The sequence below is a fragment of the Microbacterium sp. SORGH_AS_0428 genome (assembly GCF_031453615.1).
In the GTDB taxonomy this organism is placed as follows: Bacteria; Actinomycetota; Actinomycetes; order Actinomycetales; family Microbacteriaceae; genus Microbacterium.
The window spans coordinates 3,037,804-3,058,123 of record NZ_JAVIZT010000001.1 but is presented as its reverse complement, the minus strand read 5'-3'; the positions used below and the strand labels follow the sequence as shown (position 1 = coordinate 3,058,123).

Here is a 20,320-nt window from a genome sequence, read left to right as displayed (position 1 = left end):
GATGGTCACGATGCAAGACACATGGCGCGTTGATGAGGCGACTATGCGACCATGTCTGTCATCCGGTGCCCGGCCGGCTGCGCGACTCACAGCGGGCTCATAACCTGCTCCATAGGAACGGCATAGAAACAACCTCAGAATCGAGGCATGACTTCGATGGCACCCTCCCCCGCTCTGCAGCGCGCCGACGGCTCCGCTCCCCGCATCCTCGTCGTCGACGACGAGCAGATGCTCACCGATCTGCTGTCGATGGCCCTGCGCATGGAGGGCTGGGACGTGCGGGCTGCGGCCAGCGGCTTCCAGGCACTGCAGGCCGCGCGCGACTTCGAACCCGACGCCATGGTGCTCGACATCATGATGCCCGACCTCGACGGGATGGCGGTGCTGCAGCGCCTGCGCCAGTCGGGCAACGATGTGCCGGTGCTGTTCCTGACCGCGAAGGACGGCGTCGCCGACCGGGTCGCGGGGCTCACGGCCGGCGGTGACGACTATGTGACGAAGCCCTTCAGCCTCGAAGAGGTGGTCGCCCGGCTCCGCGGACTCATGCGCCGCGCGGGCACCGCCCAGGCCGGTGACTCCGAGCCCATCCTCCGCGTCGGCGACCTCAGCCTCAACGAGGACAGCCACGAAGTCGAGCGCCAGGGCGTCGAGATCGAGCTGACCGCGACCGAGTTCGAACTGCTGCGCTACCTCATGCGCAACCAGCGCCGCGTGGTGTCGAAGGCGCAGATCCTCGACCGCGTCTGGAACTACGACTTCGGCGGGCGCTCGAGCGTCGTCGAGCTGTACATCTCCTACCTGCGCAAGAAGATCGATGCCGGGCGGGATCCGCTGATCCACACCGTGCGCGGTGTGGGCTACATGATCAAAGCGCCCCAGTGACACGCATCCACCGCAGGGTGGTGCGCCGGCTCACGCTCCAAGCCCGGCTCATGGTCGCCGTCATCGGCATGGTCGCCGTCATCCTCGGCGCCGTCGGTCTGGCGACCGGGACGATCCTCACCTCGATCATGCAGCAGAGCCTGGACACGCAGGTCAAGGAGGCGTCGCAGCTCTACGGCTCCCCCGACGACAGCGCCGCGGACATCCTCAAGAACGGTCGGCAGGAGGTCGGCACGCTTCTGGTGCTGCGCGGACAGTACGGCCCCACCACCGGCGCGTACGTCGCCGCCGACAACAACATCGTCGAGCTCTCCTCCTCGCAGATCGAGAGCCTCACCGGGCGCCCCGACTACGACAGCGGCCGCGTCGACGTCTCCGTGGACGGCCTCGGAGACTACCGCGCCATCATGACCGGCTCCTCGTCGGGCGCCTTCGTGCTCGTCGGGTTGCCGACCTCTGAGGTCACCGAGACCCTCGGCCAGATCGTCACCACGGTCGCCCTCGTCACCGTGGGCGGACTCCTTCTGCTGGGCGTCGTGCTGGCCATCATCATCCGGCGCAGCCTCCGCCCGCTCAGCGCCGTCGCGAGCACCGCCGAGCGCGTCGCGGCCCAGCCCCTCTCGGAGGGCGCCGTGCGCATCACCGAGCGCGTTCCCGCATCCGAGGCCGATGAGGCGACGGAGATCGGTCGCGTGGGCGTAGCTCTCAACACCCTCCTCGACCACGTCGAGACCTCCCTCGAGGCACGCCAGCGCAACGAGGAGCGGATGCGGCGCTTCGTCGCCGACGCGAGCCACGAGCTGCGCACCCCTCTCGCCTCCATCCGCGGATACTCCGAGCTGTCGCTGCGCGATCGGACACTCAGCGAGAACACGGAGTCCTCGCTCGAGCGCATCCAGGCACAGTCGTTGCGGATGACGGAGCTCGTCGAGGACCTCCTGCTGCTCGCCCGCCTGGAGGAGGGGCACGAGCTCGTCTACGGCTCCGTCGATCTCTCGCGGTTGGCCGTGGAGTCCCTCGGCGACGCGCAGGCAGCGGGCCAGGATCACCACTGGGAGCTGGAACTCGACGAGGAACCCGTCGTCGTCGCGGGCGACACGGGCCGGCTCACCCAGGTCGTGGCGAATCTGCTCGCCAACGCGCGCACGCACACCCCGGCGGGCACCACCGTGACGCTCAGCGTCACGCGCGACGGCTCGGACGCGGTGCTGCGGGTGCACGATGACGGCCCGGGCGTCGACCCGCAGGTGCGCGACGAGCTGTTCGAGCGCTTCGCCCGCGGCGACAGCTCCCGCGCCCGCAAGACCGGTGGAACGGGACTCGGCCTCTCGATCGCGCGGGCCATCGCGGACGCTCACGGCGGCGAGCTGACAGTGGATTCGATCCCCGGCGACACGACCTTCACGCTGCGTATGCCGGGCAAACCCATTGATCCGGGACCGGCCGCATCCGAGGCCGATCCGAGCCACTAGCGTGGTGGGGTGACCACTCCGATCGATCCCACCGCCACCTCCGCTTGGACGGATCTCGCCGCTCTCCGTGACGGGTTCTCCCCCGATCTGCGGGGCTGGTTCGCCGCCGACGCCGACCGCGCCGCACGCCTGAGCCTGCCGCTGGCCGACCTGCACGTCGACCTGTCGAAGAACCTCGTCACCGACGAGATCCTCGCCCGCCTCGTGGAGCTCGCGCGCCAGACCGGCGTCGAGGAGCGCTTCGCCGAGATGCTGGCCGGCGTGCACATCAACACGAGCGAGAACCGCGCCGTGCTGCACACGGCCCTGCGGCGTCCCGCGGGCGCCGAGCCCGCCCTCGTCGTGGACGGGCAGCAGGTCGACGAGGACGTGCAGTCGGTGCTCGAGCTCGTCTCCGCGTTCGCCGACCGGGTGCGCTCGGGCGAGTGGCAGGGTGTCACGGGCAGGAAGGTCACCCACGTCGTCAACATCGGCATCGGCGGATCCGACCTCGGCCCCGTCATGGTCTACGAGGCACTCAAGCCCTATGCGGACGCCGGCATCCAGGCACGGTTCGTGTCCAACATCGACCCGACCGACCTCGCCCAGAAGACGGCGGACCTCGACCCCGAGACGACGCTGTTCATCGTCGCGTCGAAGACCTTCACGACGCTCGAGACGCTGACCAATGCCCGCCTCGCGCGCGACTGGCTGTGGGCGGGACTCACCGCATCCGGCGCCATCGCCGACGCCGACGACGCACGGACGGATGCGGTGGCGCACCACTTCGTCGCGGTGTCGACCGCGCTCGACAAGGTGGCCGCCTTCGGCATCGACCCGACCAACGCGTTCGGCTTCTGGGACTGGGTGGGCGGGCGTTACTCCGTCGACTCCGCGATCGGCCTGTCGCTGGCGATCACGCTCGGCCCCGACGTGTTCCGCGAGCTGCTCGCCGGCTTCCACGCGGTCGACGAACACGTGCGCACCACGCCACTGGAGCGCAACGTGCCCGTGCTCATGGGACTGCTGAACGTCTGGTACAACAACTTCCTCGGTGCGCAGTCACACGCCGTCCTCCCCTACGCACAGCAGCTCAGCCGCTTTCCGGCGTACCTGCAGCAGCTGACGATGGAATCCAACGGCAAGTCGGTGCGCTGGGACGGCACCCCCGTCACGACCGACACCGGTGAGATCTTCTGGGGCGAGCCGGGTACGAACGGCCAGCACGCCTTCTACCAGCTCATCCACCAGGGCACGCGCCTGATCCCCGCCGACTTCATCGCGTTCGTGAACCCCGCCTATCCGCTGCGTGACGGCGACCGCGACGTGCACGGGCTGTTCCTGGCGAACTTCCTCGCGCAGACCAAGGCGCTCGCGTTCGGCAAGACCGCCGCGGAGGTCGAGGCAGAGGGCACCACCGGCGCGCTCGTCGCCGCGCGCACGTTCGCCGGCAACCGTCCGACGACGTCGATCTTCGCGCCCGCCCTGACCCCGGCGGTGCTCGGCCAGCTCATCGCGCTGTACGAGCACATCACGTTCACGCAGGGCGCGATCTGGGGCATCAACTCGTTCGATCAGTGGGGCGTCGAGCTCGGCAAGCAGCTCGCCCTGCAGATCGCGCCCGCGATCGAAGGCGATGCGGACGCCACGGCGGCGCAGGATGCGTCGACCCGCTCGCTGCTGGACTACTACCGCGCCCACCGCACGCACTGACACTCCGGGCACGCCGCGGCGCCGCATCCGTCTTCCGGGTGCGGCGTCGCGGCGTTGCTGTTCGGGCCGCCCCGCCGCCCGCGGTCGTCCCCGCGTCCCCTGTGCCCGAGTTGCGTCGCATATGCGCAGATGCGCCACTTTTGCGCAGGTGCACCAGTGATCGTCTGGCGCGGGTGCGCAGAAGTGTGGCGCATCCGCATCCGCTGTCCGCATCCGCATCCGCGTGCGCGTCCGCTGACGACGCGCCATCGGCGGCGAGTCGTTCGGTGCGCCCGACGGATGCCGCTCGCGCGCCCGCATCCGCCCCTCCGCCGTCTGGAGCTACAGAAATGCGCACCCGCGCCAGCGATCATCTGGCGCGGGTGCGCAGAACTGTGGCGGTTGCGCAACTGCGACGCAACTCGGGGGGGGGTACAGGGATGCCGGGAGCAGCCGGCGGGTCAGTAGCCGCTGAAGGCGTCGGTCGTGATGCCGCGGGCCTTCTCGAGCGCGGGGGCGAGGTCGGCGATCAGCCGCGGCGGACCCGACACATACGCGTGGCGCTGGCCGATGTCCGGCACGACGCGGGCGAGGTGTACGGCATCGATCCGGTCGGGACCCGCCCACGTCCAGTTCGCCGGCAGTGCTCCCGGATCGTCGGGCGTGAACACGACGACCGGGACCCCGGATGCGGCGAGGTCGTCGCGGAACACGAGCTGACTCGCGTCCGACGCGACGAACACGAGCACGATGTCACGGCGCATTCCGCTCGCCGCGAGATGGCGCAACTGCGACACGAAAGGCGTCACGCCGATACCGGCGGCGACCAGCAGAACGGGACGTGAGGTGTCCTTCGGCAGAACGAAGTCGCCCCAGATGCCGGTGACGGACAGCTTCTTGCCCGGCGGAACCTCGCCGAGCGCCTTCTTGTACGAGCTCTGCGGCCCCAGGCCGTCCCGGTACGCGACGCGGACGGTGGGCAGGTCCTCTGGCGCGGAGACGATGCTGAACTCGCGACGGGTCCCCCGCGCGTCGGCGCGACGATGCGGCACATCGAGCTCGAGGTACTGTCCCGCCCGGAAGTCGAGACCGCGCTCGGCCCGGAACACGAGTTCGCGCACCGTCGCGCTGGGCGAACGCCGCTCGACGAGGGTCAGACGCACGGCCTGGCGCAGGCAGAACAGGAACGCGATCAGGTTTCCGATCAGCAGCGCCCGCTCCTGCCCCAGCGTCATGTATCCGACGGGGATCGGCCAGCCGGCCAGCACGCCGACGGCCGCGGCCACCGTGTATTGCTGCCAGCGCCGCGGCGGAAGGGTGAGCGGCTCGGAGAGCATGAAGGCGCCGAGGAACAGGAACGGGGATGCGGTCAGCACCTGAGCGATCACCGTGCCCGCATCGATCGCGAGACCGGACTGCTGGTACTGCACGAAGACGCGGATGAGGTTGACGACGACGGCGACCACGAAGAAGAGTCCGACGACGCGGATCTTCTCGGTGCGCCAGAGAACGACGAGCCCGAGCAGCAGCACGGGGCCGAAGAGCACGGGCGTTCCCACCCACCAGGCGGAACCGCCGATGCCCGAATCCAGCGGCAGGAGCGCGGACACGATCGTGACGACCGTCGCTCCGACGGCGGCGGGGTTGAAGATGTGGCGGCCGCGCCACGCGAGCAGGTACTTGGAGACGGATGCGGCCAGCGCCGCGATCGCGATGCCGACGAGCCCCATCGGCTCGACGGTCGGACGCAGCACGAACAACAGGATCACGGACGTGATGAGCGTGGACTCGGTGCGCAGCGGCAGGCGGAGCAATCGCTGCGCGGTCGTGTCGGCGAGGGCCCCGACGACCGCCAGCACGACAGCGGTCGCCAGCAGCTCCCACGGGGTCGGCACCACGAGGCCGAAGAGCGAGAGGACGAACGCGATGGCGGCGAGAAGGCCCAGCGCGAGCTGGACGAGCCGGTACATCGACAGGCGCCCGAACAGGGCGGTGACCCGGTTCGCGCCGGCGGTGAAGGAGGCGATCACAGGAACAACTCGGCTTTCTGGTCTGCTGACCATTCGACGGTGCCGTCGGTGGTCATTCTCACCCACGACACCCCCCAGTCGGCGGCCAGCTCCGGGCCGCCGTCGAAGAAGAGTGCGGTCGCCGCCGCGTCGGCGTGCATCGCATCGGATGCCAGCGCCCACGTCGCGGCGATCGTGCGCACCGGGACCCCGGTACGGGCGTCGAGCACATGGTGGAGGCCCTCGCCCCACGCGCGGCGGTTGACCGCGGAGGCGCACAGCGCCGCATCCTCGACCTCGAACACGCCGATCGCGCGGGACGGATCGAAGGGATGCTCGAGGCCGACCCGGACGGGCCCGCCGCGTACGGCCATGTCTCCGCTCGCGTCCACGACGAAGCCGCCGGTGACGGAGCCCGCGAGGATCTCGGCGACGAGGTCGACGAGGCGACCCTTGCCCAGCGCGCCCACGTCCAGCAGCGCCGGCCGGCCGAGGCGCAGCGTCTGCGCATCCCACTCGAGCACTCGTTGCCACGCGGGCGCGGGAGCGGCTCCTCGGTCGACGAACGAGTAGGCGGCGTCGTATCCGCGACGGGCGAGGCTCTCGCCCACCAGCGGGTTCACGGCCCCCGCCGTCGCCGCGTCGAGCTCGCGGTACACATCGAGCATCGCCGCCGCATCGGCCGGCGCGGCCGCCTCGCCACCATGGACGGCGAGGCGGCTCACGAGCGAGTCCGGACGGAACCGCGACCACTCCTCGTCGAAGCCGTCGATGACGGCAGCGATGAGCGTACGGACCGCATCCGGCACCGGCTCAGCGGTCTCGATCTCCCAGCGGGTGCCGATCGCGTCGAACCGCCACAGCTCGGACATCAGCCCTTGGCTTCGGTCTTGATCTCCTCGATGGCCTGGTTGAAGCCGCCGCTCGTGAGCGACGAGCCGGCCACACGGCTGACCTTGATGTCGTCGATCTTCTTACCGACGACCTCGTCCGAGATGCCGCCGATGAACTGGCTCTGGTACTGCTGCGACTCGCGCGCCTGCGGGTCGCCGGTCACGTCGACGGCCGTGATGGTGTCATCGGCGAGCGTCACCTCGACCGTGATCTTCTCGACGGTCTCGGGCGTCTGGTACGAGCCCTCGGCGGTGTAGGTGCCGTCCTTGTAGGTACCCGAGCTCGAGCTCGTGCCCGAATCCGAGGATCCGGTGCTCTGCGGGCTGCTCGACGTGGCGGGAGCATCGCTCGTACCGGCGTCGGCGGTCCCGGTCTGCGAGGCGCAGCCGGCGAGGGCGAAAGCTCCAGCGACGCCGATCACGGCGGCGGCAGTGCGGACGGGGCGGGGTACGGCGTTCGTGCGGATCATTGACGGTCCTCCTGGATGCGGTGCCTCGACAGACGAGCTCGGCGTTCGCCGTGCACGTCCCTCGCGCTGTCGTAGCCGTCCGCTGTATGCGGCGGCATAGACCATCCTGCGCAGCCGACTTTTGCGGCCGCTATGAATCCCGGGGAATGTGGATAAGAATCCGTCAGGCCGCGCCGTCGAACATGCTCGTGACCGAGCCGTCCTCGAAGACCTCGCGGATCGCGCGGCCCAGGAGCGGCGCGATCGGGAGCACCGTGAGCGCGGGGAAGCGCTTCTCTTCGGGCAGGGGGATGGTGTCGGTCACCACGACCTCGTCGATCGCCGCGTCCTGCAGGCGCTCGACCGCGGGGTCGCTGAACACGGCGTGCGTGGCCGCGACGATGACCCGCTCCGCGCCGCTGGCCTTCAGAGCCTGCGCCGCCTTCACGATGGTGCCGCCGGTGTCGATCATGTCGTCGACCAGCAGGCACACCCGGCCCGCGACCGAACCGACGATCTCGTTGACCGTCACCTGATTGGCGACGTTCGGGTCGCGGCGCTTGTGGATGATCGCCAGCGGTGCGCCGAGGCTGTCGGACCAGGTATCGGCCACCCGCACGCGGCCGGTGTCCGGCGAGACGACTGTGAGCTTGGCTCGGTCTTCGGGGGTCAGCGTGCGCTGGAAGTACTCCAGGAGCACGGGCTTCGCGAACAGGTGGTCCACGGGGCCGTCGAAGAAGCCCTGGATCTGGGCGGCGTGCAGGTCGACGCTCATGACGCGATCGGCGCCCGCGGTCTTCAGCAGGTCGGCGACCAGGCGGGCGCTGATCGGCTCGCGACCGCGGCCCTTCTTGTCCTGGCGGGAGTACGGGAAGTACGGCGCCACGACCGTGATGCGCTTGGCGGAGGCGCGCTTGGCCGCATCCAGCATGATGAGCGTCTCCATGAGCCACTCGTTCACCGGCGGGCCGAAGCTCTGCAGCAGGAAGAAGTCGCAGCCGCGGATCGACACCTCGAAGCGGGTCAGGATCTCGCCCGACGCGAAGGTGCGGTACTCCGTGGGAACGAGCTCGGTGCCGAGCTGCGCGGCCACCTGATCGGCAAGCTCCGGGTGGGAGCGGCCGGTCGCCACGACGAGACGCTTCTTGGTCTTGGCGACCAGTCCCGGAGCGATTCCGCGCTCGCGATCCAGATCGACCGTCTTATCTTTGCGTGCCATCGCCAGCTTCCTGTGCCGTCCGTGCGCGCTTCGCCGCATCCGCTGCGGACGTGCCCGGCCTGTTGTTCTCGACCCATCCCTCGACGTTGCGCTGAGGGGCGACGCTGAGAGCCAGGGCACCGGCCGGAACATCCTTGCGGATGACAGCTCCGGCACCGGTTTTCGCGCCGTCTCCGATCTTAACGGGCGCCACGAACACATTGTGCGAGCCGCTGTGCACCTCGTCGCCGATCTCGGTGCGGTGCTTGGCGATGTCGTCGTAGTTCGCGGTGATCGCGCCGGCGCCGAGGTTGACGCCGCGGCCGATCGTCGTGTCGCCGATGTAGGAGAGGTGCGGAACCTTGCTGCCCTCGCCGATCTGCGAGTTCTTCGTCTCGACGAAGGTTCCGATCTTGCCGTCGGCCGCAAGCGTCGTGCCGGGGCGGAGGTAGGCGAACGGTCCGACATTCGCGCGCGGTCCGATGACCGCCAGGGTCGCATCCGTGCGGCGCACGACCGCATCCTCCCCGACCTCGCAGTCGGTGAGGCTCGTGTCGGGGCCGATCGTCGCGCCGGCGGCGACCGTCGTCGCGCCGAGCAGATACGTGCCCGGCAGCACGGTCACGTCTTCGGCGAGGGTCGCGTCGACATCGATCCAGGTCGTCGCGGGATCCATGATGCTGGCGCCGGCCATCTGCCAGCGGCGCACCGTGCGGGCGTTGAGGATGCGGGCGGCCTCGGCGAGCTGGACACGGTCGTTGACGCCGAGGGCAGCGGCCGGGTCGGGCGACTGCCCGACGGCGATACGCTCGCCGGCGCGGCGGGCCAGTGCCACGACGTCCGTGAGGTACTTCTCGCCCTGCGCATTCGCCTGGCCGACCTCGGGGAGGTGGCGGCGCAGCGCCTCGGCGCGGAAGACGTAGACCCCCGCGTTGATCTCGGCGACCTCGGCCTCGTGATCGGTCGCATCCTTCTGCTCGACGATGCGCTCCACGTCGCCGGACGCATCGCGCAGCACACGGCCGTAACCGGTGGGGTCGGCCAGGACCGCGCTGAGCAGCGTCACGGCCGCTTCGCGCGCCCGATGCGTCTCGACGAGCGCCCGCAGCGTCTCTGCCTCGAGCAGCGGCACGTCGCCGCTGAGCACGAGCACGTCGCCGTCGAAGGTGTCGAGACCGGCGAGCCCGAGCTCGACGGCGCGTCCGGTGCCGGGGATCTCGTCCTGGTCGACGACGACCGCGTCGGGCGCGAGAGCGGCGACCGCGTCGGCGACGAGGGTGCGCTCGTGGCGCACCACGACCGCCACGCGCACGGGTTCGAGGATGCGGGCCGTGCGCAGCACGTGGCCGACGAGCGGTTGCCCGGCGAGCGGATGCAGCACCTTGGGGAGGCGAGAGCGCATGCGCGTTCCCTGACCGGCGGCGAGGACGATGACGGCGAGCGGTGCCGTGGGCGATTCCGACATGCTCCGCCGCCAGGACTCGAACCTAGACCTCACAGCTCCAAAGGCTGTCGTGCTGCCATTACACCACGGCGGACCGCCCGCTCTCGGGCGGGCTCCCCCAGTCTGCCACCTGCCGCCCGACGCGCCCGCATCCGCTCCCGCTCCCGACCTCACCGCGTCCGCATCCCACCGCATCCGCATCCGCCGCCGTCCGCACAGCCCACTTCCCGCGAGACTGCATCTTCTGCACGAGATCACGGGTAATGACGGTGATCTCGTGCTCGAAATGCAGTCTCGCGGGGGAGATGTGGGCGGGAAGGGGCGGACGGATGCGGGTGCGCGCGAGCGAGCGCCGATCGCCATAATGGCCTCATGGCCACAGAGAGCGACGAGGTCGACCGCATCGTCGGGTCGTGGACGACCCAGCGCCCGGACCTCGATTTCTCGCCGCTCGAGGTGCTCTCGCGCGTCGACCGCCTCTCGCGTCATCTCGATCGCGCCCGGCGGGAAGCGTTCCGCCGCAGCGATCTGGAGCCATGGGAGTGGGATGTGCTCTCGGCGCTGCGGCGCTCCGGCGAGCCTTACCAGCTCAGCCCCAAGCAGCTGCTGCAGCAGACGCTCGTCTCCAGCGGCACCATGACCAACCGCATCGACCGCCTCGTAGGACGTCGGCTCGTGCGCCGCGAGGCGGATCCCGCCGACGGCCGGAGCGTCCACGTCATCCTCACCGACGAGGGACGCACCCGCGTCGACGCGGCCATCACCCGCCTGGTCGACGCGGAGGCCCTGCTGCTGCAGCGGCTCTCGCGCAGCGACCGGGACCGCCTCGCTGCGCTGCTGCGCAAACTCTCCCTGGGATTCGACACATGAGCGACGACACCGCCATCACGCGCACACCGGATGCCGCTGAGCACAGCAAGCTGCAGCGCTGGTTCGACAATCGGTTCCGCACCCCGGTCGCCATCTACGGCCTCATCGTCTACACGACGGTGGTGCTGATCGCCGACGAGGAGGGCCCCGTCAGCGAGATGCTCGCGGTCGCCATCAGCAGCCTCGTGGTCTTCTACCTCGCTCACGTGTTCGCGCACACGCTGTCGGACCACGGCCGCCACGGTCTCGGCGCGGCGACACGACTCGCCTTCATCCATTCGCTCGGCATGATCTACGCGTGCGCCCCGTCCACGATCGCCATGATCATCACGGCCTTCTTCACGACGGATGCGGGCGACGTGCAGGACGCGGCGATCTGGACGGCGCTCGCGATGCTCGCCGTCCTCGGTTTCTCCGCCTACGCCCGCACCGGCGCGAAGCTCTGGGTGCGTCTGCTCGGCGCCCTCGGCACGGCCCTGCTGGGCCTGCTGGTCGTGCTGCTGGAGTTCCTCCTGCACTGACCGACGCTGCTCATCCCAGAGAGAACCCGCCGTCGCCGGTGAGCACCTGACCCACCACCCAGCTGCCCGCGGTGCTGGTCAGCCAGGCGATGAGTTCGGCCGCGTCCTCGGGCCGACCGAAGCGTCCGAACGGGGTCGCCCGCAGATACTCCTCGATCTCGCCGAGGGGCCGGTCCGCGGTCGTGGCGTCCAGGTAGCCGGTGTTCACGGGGCCCGGGTTCACCGTGTTGAGCACGATGCCGAGCTCCAGAAGCTCGGCCGCGACGGATGCGGTGATGCCGGCGAGCGCGGCTTTGCTCGTGGCGTAGGCGATCTCTCCCCGCATGGGCCCGTGGATCTGCCCGGAGGTCATCCAGATGACGTGGCCCTGCGGCTCGGCGAACGGCTTCGTCCCGCTCACGCGCTCCCCCGGACGCCGCTGCTCGCCCTGGACCGGCGCCTTGCGACGGGCGAACTCCGCGGTCAGCAGCAGGGTCGAGCGCGCGTTCACCTGCCAGAACGCGTCCAGGCGCCCGGGTGTCATATCGAGGATGCTGCCGTCGTCGCCGCTCTTGGCGTGATTGCAGACGAGGATGTCGACGGCGCCGGTCGCGGCGGCGGCCGCATCCATCACCCGGCCGATCGCGGCCTCGTCGGCGAGATCCGCGCCGATGTCGGTCAGCGTCGCTCCGGGCGTGAGCTCGGTCCGGATGCCGGCGCGCACCTCATCGAGATCATCGGCGCCCCACGGCTGGTCGGCATCGTGCGGACGGTGGTGCTGGATGACGAGGTGGGCGCCGCGGGCGGCGAGTACGCGGGCGACGGCGTAGCCGATGCCGCGACGGCGGGAGACGCCGGTGACGAGAGCGACGCGGCCGCTCAGGGGAAGCTCTGCATACATGGGTGAACCCTTTCCGAGGCGCGCGAGCGCGCGTTGACGGGAGAAGAAGGCGGGTCACCGGCATTGCATGCTGCGAGGATACCAACCGCGCCTGGCGCGCGGGGCGGTCATCTAGCCTGGAAGCAACATGGCTCATCTACTCGGCGGCGAAGCCCTCCATCTCGAATACCCGACGAAGGTCGTCTTCGACTCCATCTCGCTCGGCGTCAACGAGGGCGACCGCATCGGCATCGTCGGCCGAAACGGCGACGGCAAATCCACCCTTCTCGGCATGCTCGCCGGACGCACCGAACCCGACAGCGGACGAGTGACGGTGCGCGGCGGCGTGCGGATCGGCGTGCTGGATCAGGCCGACACCCTCGTCGACGGTCGCTCGATCGGCGAGAGCGTCGTCGGCGACCGCCCCGAGCACGAGTGGGCGGGCGATGCGCGCGCCCGCGACGTCATCGCGGGGCTGCTGGGCGACCTCGACTGGGATGCGGATGTCGCGACCCTCTCCGGCGGACAGCGGCGACGCGTGGCACTCGCGGCTCTCCTCGCCGGCGACTGGGACGTCATCGCCCTCGACGAGCCCACGAACCACCTCGACGTGGAGGCGATCAGCTGGCTGGCTGCACATCTGAAGAAGCGGTGGCCCGCGACCGCCGGCGGACTGCTCGTCGTGACCCACGATCGGTGGTTCCTCGACGAGGTGTGCACCGCAACCTGGGAGGTGCACGACCGCATCGTCGAGCCCTTCGAAGGCGGCTACGCCGCGTACATCCTGCAGCGCGTCGAGCGCGACCGGCAGGCGGCGGCGATCGAGTCGAAGCGGCAGAACCTGGCCCGCAAGGAGCTCGCGTGGCTGCGTCGCGGCGCACCGGCCCGCACGTCGAAGCCGAAGTTCCGCATCGATGCGGCGAACGAACTCATCGCCGACGTGCCCGAGATCCGGGACAGCGTCTCGCTGCGCTCCCTCGCCGTCGCCCGACTCGGCAAAGACGTGGTGGATCTGCTCGACGCCTCCGTCTCGTACGACGATCGCGAGGTGCTGCACGAGGTCGAGTGGCGCATCGCCCCGGGCGAGCGCACCGGCATCCTCGGCGTGAACGGCGCCGGCAAGTCCACTCTGCTGGGACTCGTGTCGGGCGAGATCGTGCCGACCACCGGGCGCGTGAAGCGCGGCAAGACCGTGCAGGTCGCGACGCTCTCCCAGCGCATGGACGAGCTCGACGAGCACCTCGACTCCCCCGTTCGCGTCGTTCTCGCGGGCCTACGCACGACGTACTCCTTCGGGGCCGGGTCGAAGGCGCAGGAGCTCACCCCCGGTCAGCTGCTCGAACGCCTCGGATTCTCCAGCGCCCAGCTCTCCACGCCGGTGAAGGACCTCTCGGGAGGACAGAAGCGGCGCCTCCAACTGCTTCTCGTCCTGCTCTCGCAGCCCAACGTGCTGATCCTCGACGAGCCGACCAACGACCTCGACACCGACATGCTCGCCGCGATGGAGGACCTGCTCGACTCGTGGCCGGGCACCCTCGTCGTCGTCTCGCACGACCGGTACTTCCTCGAGCGCGTCACCGACCAGCAGTATGCGATCCTCGACGGGCGCTTCCGGCATCTGCCCGGCGGCGTCGAGGAGTACCTCAAGCTGCGCGCCGCGGCTCCGGCCGTTGAGCGAGGAGCGCAGCGACGAGACGAAACGCCGGCGGCCGCATCCCCCGCCCTCGCGGGCGCGGAGCGTCGCGCGGCCGAGAAGGAGCTGTCGGCGATCGACCGGCGCCTCGCGAAGCTGCAGACCGAGATCGCCGCGCTGGACGCGCGGTTCGCCGACGCCCACGACGACTACGACCGGCTCCTCGAGCTGCAGCGCACCCGTGACGCGTATGTCACCGAGGTCGCGACCCTCGAGGAGCGCTGGCTGGAACTCGGCGAGGCGCTCGACGACTGAGCGCCCCGCCGAAGGCTCGTCAGGCGGGTACGGACTCGCGCGGGTGCTCGACGCACCAGGCGAGGCAGGCGCGGATCTCGCCCAGCACGTCGTCGGGTTCGACGTCGAGCGCGATCGTGTCCGCCACATCGCCCACGGCGCGCTTCTCACCCAGCAGCGCCGTGTCCGCGGGGTGCAGACCGAACTCACGACCGACCGCCTGCACCTCGGCTTCGCGAGCCTCGGAGGTGGGAAGCAGCTCGCCGAGCGGCACCACGGCGACGTCGTGCGGGTCGCGCCCGACCGCCTCGCAGCACAGCTCGAGGAACTGGGAGTGGCTGAGCTCGTAGGCGCTCAGGGTGTACCGGCTGCCGTGCGTGCCCCGTTCCATCGCTCCGACGGCGGCCTGCGCGACCTGGCGGACCGTGACGGCGGATGTGGAACCGCCCAGCACCGGGATCGGACCGGCGCTGGCGGCGACCGCATCCAGCACCGCCTGCCAGCGCGGACGCTGCCCTGCCACGACGCCGAAGATGTAGGGCAGGCGCAGCACCATGACATCCATCGCGCCGTCGCCCTCGAGCACGGCGACCTCTTCCTGCGCGTAGCGGGAGCGCGGGTAGGCGTTGCGGGTGCGGAACCCCAGCTCGGGCCAGCGCTCCCCCCACTCGGCGGTGTCGGAGCCGAAGACGATGAAGCGCCCGACGCCGGCCGCGCGCGCGAGGCGGGCGAGGCGCTGCGTCGGAACGACGTTCGCCTCGTAGTAGAAGCGGGATGCGGGCGCGGGCGGCAGCGTGCGCTCATCGGCGCCCATCGCGAAGAACACCGCATCCGTGCCCGCGAGCAGGTCGGCGAGCTCGCCGTCGGTCATCAGGTTCAGATCGCCCCAGTGGGCGTCGACCTCGACCGGAAGCTCCGGAGCGTCGGTCGCCGGAAGCGCGAGGGTCGCGACGCGATAGCCGCGACGCAGGAGCTCCTGCGTGGTGTGGTAGCCGAGGAGGCCGGTGCCGCCGACGACGAGTGCGCGTTGCATGATGAGCCCTTCCGCGCCGATCCCCTCGGCGCCCTGTGTCTTCGACGCTAGGCGCGCAGGTCTCGACGCAGCAGGGGCGAAGGTCCCACGACGGCGAAGGGCCCCCGGCGCGGTGCACGCCGAGGGCCCTTCGATGGCGGATGCGGTCAGCTCAGGCCGTTGTCCGCCAGCCACTTCTTGGCGATGTCGGCGGACGACGACTTGTCGACCGTGCTCTCGACGTTCAGCGCGACGAGTCCCTCGGGCGTCAGCGCGGCGCTCACCTTGTTGATGACGTCGGCGATGTCGCCGGCGACGTCCTTGTTCACGAGCGGAACGACGTTCGACGCGAGGAACAGCGACTTCGGGTCCTCCAGGACCTTCAGCTTCTGGGTCTGGATCTGCGGGTCGGCCGTGAACACGTTGGCGACGTTCACGGTGCCGGCCACGAGGTCCTCCACCGTGGTCGCGCCGGTCGCCTGGAAGGTCACGTCGATGCCGTACGTGCTCTTGAGACCGGTGGGTCCGTACGGACGGTCGGCGAGCTCGGGCGGGCCGCCCAGGGTCAGCGGCTCGGTGACCTTCGAGAGGTCGGCGATCGTCTCGAGGCCCCACTGCTCGGCGAATGCCTCGGTGACCGTGTAGGAGTCCTGGTCGCTCGCGGTCGACTGGTCGAGCACCGTGAGGTTCTCCGGCAGTGCCTCCTTGAGCGCGGCGTAGACGTCGTCGGACGAGCGCGCCTCGGTGTCCGGCTCGAAGAACTGGAGCAGGTTGCCGGTGTACTCCGGGAACAGCGTGATGGCGCCGCTCTCGAGCTCGGGCAGGTACGCGTCGCGCTGGCCGATCGTGAAGTCGCGCTGCACGGTGAAGCCGGCGCCCTCGAGCGCCTGGGCGTAGATCTCCGCGATGATCTCGTTCGAGTAGTAGTCCTGAGAGCCGACGACGATCGTGTCGGACGGAGCTTGGGTCTGGTCGCCGTCGGAGAGCGGGTCGGACGACGACGCGCAGCCGGCGAGGGCCAGTGCTGAGGTGAGTGCGACGGCGCCGACGAGGGCGACGCGGCGGCGGAATGCTGTGGACATGGTGTTCCTTCCTGGTGGATTCGGGACGTGTACGGCAGGCTCAGGCGGCCTGCACGGGTCGGGAGCGCAGCCGCCTCGGTGTGCGCGAGGGCGCCTGTGCGCGGATGCCGGCGGGCACGGCGGCGCGCTGGGCGAGGGCGAGCAGCGCGTCGAGCACCAGCGCGAGGAGGGCGACGACGATCGCCCCGCCGAGCACCTGATCGATCCGCCGCAGGGGAATGCCCTGGATGATCGGCAAGCCCAGTCCGCCGAGTCCGACGTAGGCGGCGATCGTCACGGTCGCGACGACCTGCAGGACGGCCGAGCGGATGCCGCCGACCAGAAGCGGCAGGCCCAGCGGGATCTCGACGCGCCACAGGATCTGCCACTCGGTCATGCCCATCGCTCGGGCGGCGTCGATGACGCGGCGGTCGATCGCCTCGAGGCCGGTGTAGGCGCCGGCGAGCAGGGCGGGGATGGCGAGAACGACGAAGGTCACCACCGCCGCCTCCGGCTTGTGCAGCACGCCCATGATCAGCACCAGCAGCACCAACAGACCGAACGAGGGCACGGCACGGGCGGCGCCCGAGATGGCCACCGCGATCTCACGGCCGCGGCCGGTGTGACCGATGGCCAGGCCCGCGGGAATCGCGATCACACCCGCGATCGCCACGGCGACCGCCGTGTAGCCGAGCTGCTGGAGCAGCAGCACCGGCAGCGCGCTCGGACCGCTGTACTGCTCGGGCGAGAAGAGCCAGACGATCGCATCCCAGAAGACGTTCATGCCGCGGCCTCCGTTTGCACGGCCGCTCGCCGACGGGCCGGGCGGGCCTTGCGGCTCCAGGGCATCGACAGGCGTCCGAGGAGCACGAGCAGCAGGTCGACGACCAGCGCCAGGACCACGACGGCGACGACGCCCGCGAACACCTCCTCGAGGATGCGGCGCTGCAGGCCGTTGGTGAAGAGATAGCCGAGGTTGGTGACGCCCACGAGGATGCCGACCGTGGCCAGCGAGATGGTCGAGACCGCGGCGACGCGCAGGCCCGCGAGGATCACCGGTCCCGCCAGCGGGAGATCGACGGCGAAGAACCGCCGGAAGCCGCCGTAGCCCATGGCCGTGGCCGCCTGGCGGATACCCGCATCCACGGAGTCCAGGCCATCCGTCACGGCGCGCGTGAGAATCGCGATCGCGTAGATCGTGAGTCCGACGATGAGGTTGAACTCGGTGGGGATGCGGTAGCCGAGTGCCGTCGGCAGCAGGATCAGCAGCGCGAGGGACGGGATCGTGTAGAGCAGCCCGGTGACCGTGATCACCCAGCCGCGCAGCAAGCGGTACCGCCACGCCACCCACCCCAGCGGGATCGACAGGACGAACCCGACGACGATGGCGATGAGGCTCTGGCGCAGGTGGTCGAGAGCCAGCTCCGCGATCATCCCGAGGTTCGCGAGGACCCAGGTCATCTCACCCGCCGTCCTCGACGAGGGCGCCCTGCGTTCGGCCCTCGGCGTCGACGACGACCGTGCGCCCGCCCACGTCCTTCAGCCGGAGCGCGCGCTTGCCCTTGTCGGCACCGATGAAGGCGGCGACGAAGTCGTCGGCGGGGGCCTGCATGATCTCGCTCGGGCTGCCGACCTGGAGCTTCTGCGCCCCCTTCGCGAGGATGACGACCTGGTCGCCCAGCAGGAACGCCTCATCGATGTCGTGCGTGACGAACACGACGGTCTTGCCGAGGTCGCGCTGCAGGCGGATCAGCTCCTGCTGGAGTTCCGCGCGCACGATCGGGTCGACGGCGCCGAACGGCTCGTCCATCAGGAGGATGTTCGGGTCGGCGGCGAGACCGCGCGCCACGCCCACCCTCTGCTGCTGGCCGCCCGAGAGCTGACTCGGATAGCGATCCGCGAGAGCCGCGTCGAGACCGACGGTCTCCATGAGCTCGAGCGCCCGGCGCCGCGAATCGCGGCGCGAGGTGCCGCCCAGCACCGGCACGGTGGCGATGTTGTCGGCGACGGTGAAATGCGGGAGCAGACCGGAGTTCTGCATGACGTAGCCGATCCGCCGGCGCAGCGCCACGGGCGACCCCGTGGAGACGTCCTCGCCGTCGATCTCGATGACGCCGGCGGTGGGCTCCACCATGCGGTTGATCATGCGCAGCAGCGTCGTCTTGCCGCATCCCGAGGAGCCGACGAACACGGTCGTCTGGCGCGACGGGATGACCAGGGAGAAGTCCGTGACCGCGCGCGTGCCGTCGGGGAACTGCTTGTCGACGCCGCGGAACTCGATCATGCCCGGTCCCGCGCCGCGGTCACTCGGTGACCTCGACTTCTTTCCAGAAGGCCACGTATCCCGAGAAGTCCGCACCGACCTTCTCGATCGCACCCGGGTAGGGCTCGGGATACGACCACGCGCGGTCGGGGAGCTCGCGGCCGTCCGCGGTGACCGTGAAGTAGTGCGCCGCCCCCTTCCACGGGCAGGTGTAGGGGGTCGGGCTGTCGACGAGCACGCCCTCGGCGATGCTCGCCGGCGGGAAGTACCAGTTGCCCTCGATGCGGATCAGATCGTCCTTCGGAGCCTCCGCGAGCACCGTGTCACCCAAAAGAGCCTTCATCGCCGCCTCCCAGCCGGGCCAGATCCCCGCAGGACAGCGGAGGAGCATCCACGTTACCGACCCCCGACGACACCGGCTCCGACGGTTGCGTCACGCGGCGTCATGTGCTGCCGTCGCGTCAGTACCAGTAGCTCAGACGCACGGGCAGGTGCCATCCGAACAGGCGGGCGAGCGCGACCGGATCCTCGGTGTCGATGCGACCCGCCGCGGCCAGCGTCACCGGCGAGACCTGACCGAGGAAGATCGCGGCGAGGTCCGCGACGCCGAGGCGCGCGTCGGCGGGATCGCCGGTCTCGGTCACGGAGGCTGCACCCTCCTCGTCGACCGTGAGGCGGAATCGGCCGCCCGCGAGATCCAGCGGATCGTCCACGTCGAGCACGACCGACCCCGCACCCTCGTACCGACGACCGCTCAGAAGCGCCGGGGTATCGAGCACGCGCAGGTAGTGGTGGTCGCGGAGGGTGAGCGTCGCGGCCCGCCGGTCGGAGATCATCCACAGCAGCGGCTCGTCGACGGCCAGCTCGCTCGCACGCACCGTGCCGATCAGGTCCATCTCGATGAAGAAGCGCCACAGCCCCGCGTAGGCGTCCGCATCCGCGGCGGCGAGATAGGCGATCGTGACGCTCGATCGCGTGAAGTCGTCGTGGTTCTCATCGACCGAGTAGAGGGCGAGGCCGGTGATCTCGCCCGATGCGGCCGTGTACTGCACCGCGCGGGTGTGCCCGGGCTTCTCCGCGTCGGCGCGCGTACCCGCGAAACGGTCCCAGTGACCGCGCGGCATCTCGACCTCGCCGGGCGAGCCCGAGCGGACGCGGTCGAACAGGTCGGGGGCGAGCTCGCGCCAGCGCTCCCGGGCGATGAAGTCCACGCGACCCGACGGGACGGGGCCCGCCCACGCAGCGCGCTTGACGTCGATCTCGACGCTCGCGGCCGCCACCGCCTGCGCGAAACCGAATCGTCCGTACAGCGTCGACTCGCTCACCGTCAGGCTCGCGACCGGCAGTCCGAGCGCCGCGGCCGTGCGCAGCTCGCCCTCCATCATCGCGCGCCAGATGCCGCGCCGGCGATGCGTGGGCGCGACGGTGACGGAGCTGATCGCGCAGGAGTCGACGACGCCGCCGGGCACAGTGAGCTCCCCCACCCACGAGGCGAGGGTCCCGACGGGGACCTCGGGCTGGGGAACGGACTCGTCGAGCACGGCGATCATCCGGCGATGGCCGCGGAAGCCGCGACCGGTCTCGCGCTGGGCATCGGTGGGCTCGTCGCCCAGGAAGCCACGGGTGACCGCGGCCTGCCAGCCGTCGAACGCCCGATCGTCGTCGTCGGCGAGACGGACGAGCCGCAGGCCGTCGCTCGCCAGACGCGCAGCGGATGCGGCGTCGACCGGACCCTCGTGCTGACGGGCGATGAGGTCGTGGGCAGACATGGGTATCCTCCTGACGAGCG

The 20,320-nt window shown here is 70.3% G+C and carries 19 protein-coding genes and 1 tRNA gene; 6 read left to right on the top strand and 14 right to left on the bottom strand.

All coding sequences use genetic code 11. The features are described from left to right. Positions 1 to 147: 147 nt before the first annotated feature. From QE374_RS14855 to pgi, 3 genes are read left to right on the top strand one after another with little or no spacing between them, the layout of a single operon-like run. The gene (locus QE374_RS14855; RefSeq protein ID WP_309736117.1) at positions 148 to 882 is read left to right on the top strand and encodes a response regulator transcription factor; all 735 of its coding nucleotides are present in this window, start codon (positions 148 to 150) and stop codon (positions 880 to 882) included. Beyond that, positions 879 to 2,354: an ATP-binding protein gene (locus QE374_RS14850; RefSeq protein WP_309736115.1), complete on the top strand. Its 1,476-nt coding sequence runs from the start codon at positions 879 to 881 to the stop codon at positions 2,352 to 2,354. Before QE374_RS14855 ends, QE374_RS14850 begins: the two co-directional genes overlap by 4 nt. 9 nt (positions 2,355 to 2,363) lie before the next feature. Continuing rightward, a complete protein-coding gene (gene pgi, locus QE374_RS14845) occupies positions 2,364 to 4,046 on the top strand; it encodes a glucose-6-phosphate isomerase (RefSeq protein WP_309736113.1) in 1,683 nt (560 codons plus the stop codon). 440 nt (positions 4,047 to 4,486) lie between these two features. Here pgi and QE374_RS14840 read toward each other — a convergent pair whose 3' ends face one another. The 6 genes from QE374_RS14840 to QE374_RS14815 all read right to left on the bottom strand — a co-directional run bounded on the left by QE374_RS14840 (position 4,487) and on the right by QE374_RS14815 (position 10,112). Further along, on the bottom strand, positions 4,487 to 6,055 hold the full coding sequence (locus QE374_RS14840) for a flavodoxin reductase (protein WP_309736110.1): 1,569 nt from the start codon (positions 6,053 to 6,055) through the stop codon (positions 4,487 to 4,489). Beyond that, the gene (locus QE374_RS14835) at positions 6,052 to 6,906 is read right to left on the bottom strand and encodes an FAD:protein FMN transferase (protein WP_309736108.1); all 855 of its coding nucleotides are present in this window, start codon (positions 6,904 to 6,906) and stop codon (positions 6,052 to 6,054) included. Before QE374_RS14835 ends, QE374_RS14840 begins: the two co-directional genes overlap by 4 nt. After that, positions 6,906 to 7,397: an FMN-binding protein gene (locus QE374_RS14830; RefSeq protein ID WP_309736106.1), complete on the bottom strand. Its 492-nt coding sequence runs from the start codon at positions 7,395 to 7,397 to the stop codon at positions 6,906 to 6,908. Before QE374_RS14830 ends, QE374_RS14835 begins: the two co-directional genes overlap by 1 nt. Positions 7,398 to 7,560: 163 nt before the next feature. Next, positions 7,561 to 8,595 carry a ribose-phosphate diphosphokinase gene (locus tag QE374_RS14825; RefSeq protein ID WP_309736103.1) on the bottom strand — a complete coding sequence of 345 codons (1,035 nt, stop codon included), beginning with the start codon at positions 8,593 to 8,595 and terminating at the stop codon, positions 7,561 to 7,563. Beyond that, complete coding sequence (gene glmU, locus QE374_RS14820; RefSeq protein WP_309736102.1) at positions 8,579 to 10,039, bottom strand: bifunctional UDP-N-acetylglucosamine diphosphorylase/glucosamine-1-phosphate N-acetyltransferase GlmU; 1,461 nt, start codon at positions 10,037 to 10,039, stop codon at positions 8,579 to 8,581. The genes QE374_RS14825 and glmU overlap by 17 nt, the downstream gene beginning before the upstream one ends. A 1-nt stretch (position 10,040) precedes the next feature. Further along, positions 10,041 to 10,112: transfer RNA gene (locus QE374_RS14815), tRNA-Gln, on the bottom strand. Between the two features lie 278 nt (positions 10,113 to 10,390). Between QE374_RS14815 and QE374_RS14810 the strand changes: the two genes are divergently transcribed. Both QE374_RS14810 and QE374_RS14805 read left to right on the top strand, forming a co-directional pair. After that, entirely contained in the window at positions 10,391 to 10,888 is a 498-nt protein-coding gene (locus tag QE374_RS14810; RefSeq protein WP_274285797.1) for a MarR family winged helix-turn-helix transcriptional regulator, read from the top strand. Beyond that, positions 10,885 to 11,409, top strand: coding sequence for a hypothetical protein (locus QE374_RS14805; protein WP_309736099.1), 525 nt, complete (start codon positions 10,885 to 10,887; stop codon positions 11,407 to 11,409). The genes QE374_RS14810 and QE374_RS14805 overlap by 4 nt, the downstream gene beginning before the upstream one ends. Before the next feature lie 10 nt (positions 11,410 to 11,419). Here the strand turns inward: QE374_RS14805 and QE374_RS14800 are convergent, their stop codons facing one another. After that, positions 11,420 to 12,289, bottom strand: a complete 870-nt coding sequence (locus QE374_RS14800) for an SDR family oxidoreductase (protein WP_309736097.1) — start codon at positions 12,287 to 12,289, stop codon at positions 11,420 to 11,422. 127 nt (positions 12,290 to 12,416) lie between these two features. On the opposite strand from QE374_RS14800, the gene QE374_RS14795 reads away from it, so the two are divergent. Continuing rightward, on the top strand, positions 12,417 to 14,216 hold the full coding sequence (locus QE374_RS14795) for an ABC-F family ATP-binding cassette domain-containing protein (RefSeq protein ID WP_309736095.1): 1,800 nt from the start codon (positions 12,417 to 12,419) through the stop codon (positions 14,214 to 14,216). 19 nt (positions 14,217 to 14,235) lie between these two features. On the opposite strand, the gene QE374_RS14790 is transcribed toward QE374_RS14795, so the two are convergent. The 7 genes from QE374_RS14790 to QE374_RS14760 all read right to left on the bottom strand — a co-directional run bounded on the left by QE374_RS14790 (position 14,236) and on the right by QE374_RS14760 (position 20,300). Next, a complete protein-coding gene (locus QE374_RS14790) occupies positions 14,236 to 15,228 on the bottom strand; it encodes an NAD-dependent epimerase/dehydratase family protein (protein ID WP_309736094.1) in 993 nt (330 codons plus the stop codon). A 146-nt stretch (positions 15,229 to 15,374) separates the two neighbouring features. After that, complete coding sequence (locus tag QE374_RS14785; protein WP_309736093.1) at positions 15,375 to 16,289, bottom strand: ABC transporter substrate-binding protein; 915 nt, start codon at positions 16,287 to 16,289, stop codon at positions 15,375 to 15,377. Between the two features lie 40 nt (positions 16,290 to 16,329). Further along, complete coding sequence (locus QE374_RS14780; protein WP_309736091.1) at positions 16,330 to 17,052, bottom strand: ABC transporter permease; 723 nt, start codon at positions 17,050 to 17,052, stop codon at positions 16,330 to 16,332. Beyond that, positions 17,049 to 17,729, bottom strand: a complete 681-nt coding sequence (locus tag QE374_RS14775) for an ABC transporter permease subunit (protein WP_309736089.1) — start codon at positions 17,727 to 17,729, stop codon at positions 17,049 to 17,051. The genes QE374_RS14780 and QE374_RS14775 overlap by 4 nt, the downstream gene beginning before the upstream one ends. Position 17,730: 1 nt before the next feature. Beyond that, positions 17,731 to 18,552 carry an ATP-binding cassette domain-containing protein gene (locus QE374_RS14770; protein ID WP_309736087.1) on the bottom strand — a complete coding sequence of 274 codons (822 nt, stop codon included), beginning with the start codon at positions 18,550 to 18,552 and terminating at the stop codon, positions 17,731 to 17,733. Positions 18,553 to 18,571: 19 nt separating this feature from the next. After that, entirely contained in the window at positions 18,572 to 18,874 is a 303-nt protein-coding gene (locus QE374_RS14765) for a DUF427 domain-containing protein (protein WP_309736085.1), read from the bottom strand. A 118-nt stretch (positions 18,875 to 18,992) separates the two neighbouring features. Beyond that, a complete protein-coding gene (locus tag QE374_RS14760; RefSeq protein WP_309736083.1) occupies positions 18,993 to 20,300 on the bottom strand; it encodes a GNAT family N-acetyltransferase in 1,308 nt (435 codons plus the stop codon). Positions 20,301 to 20,320 lie beyond the last annotated feature (20 nt).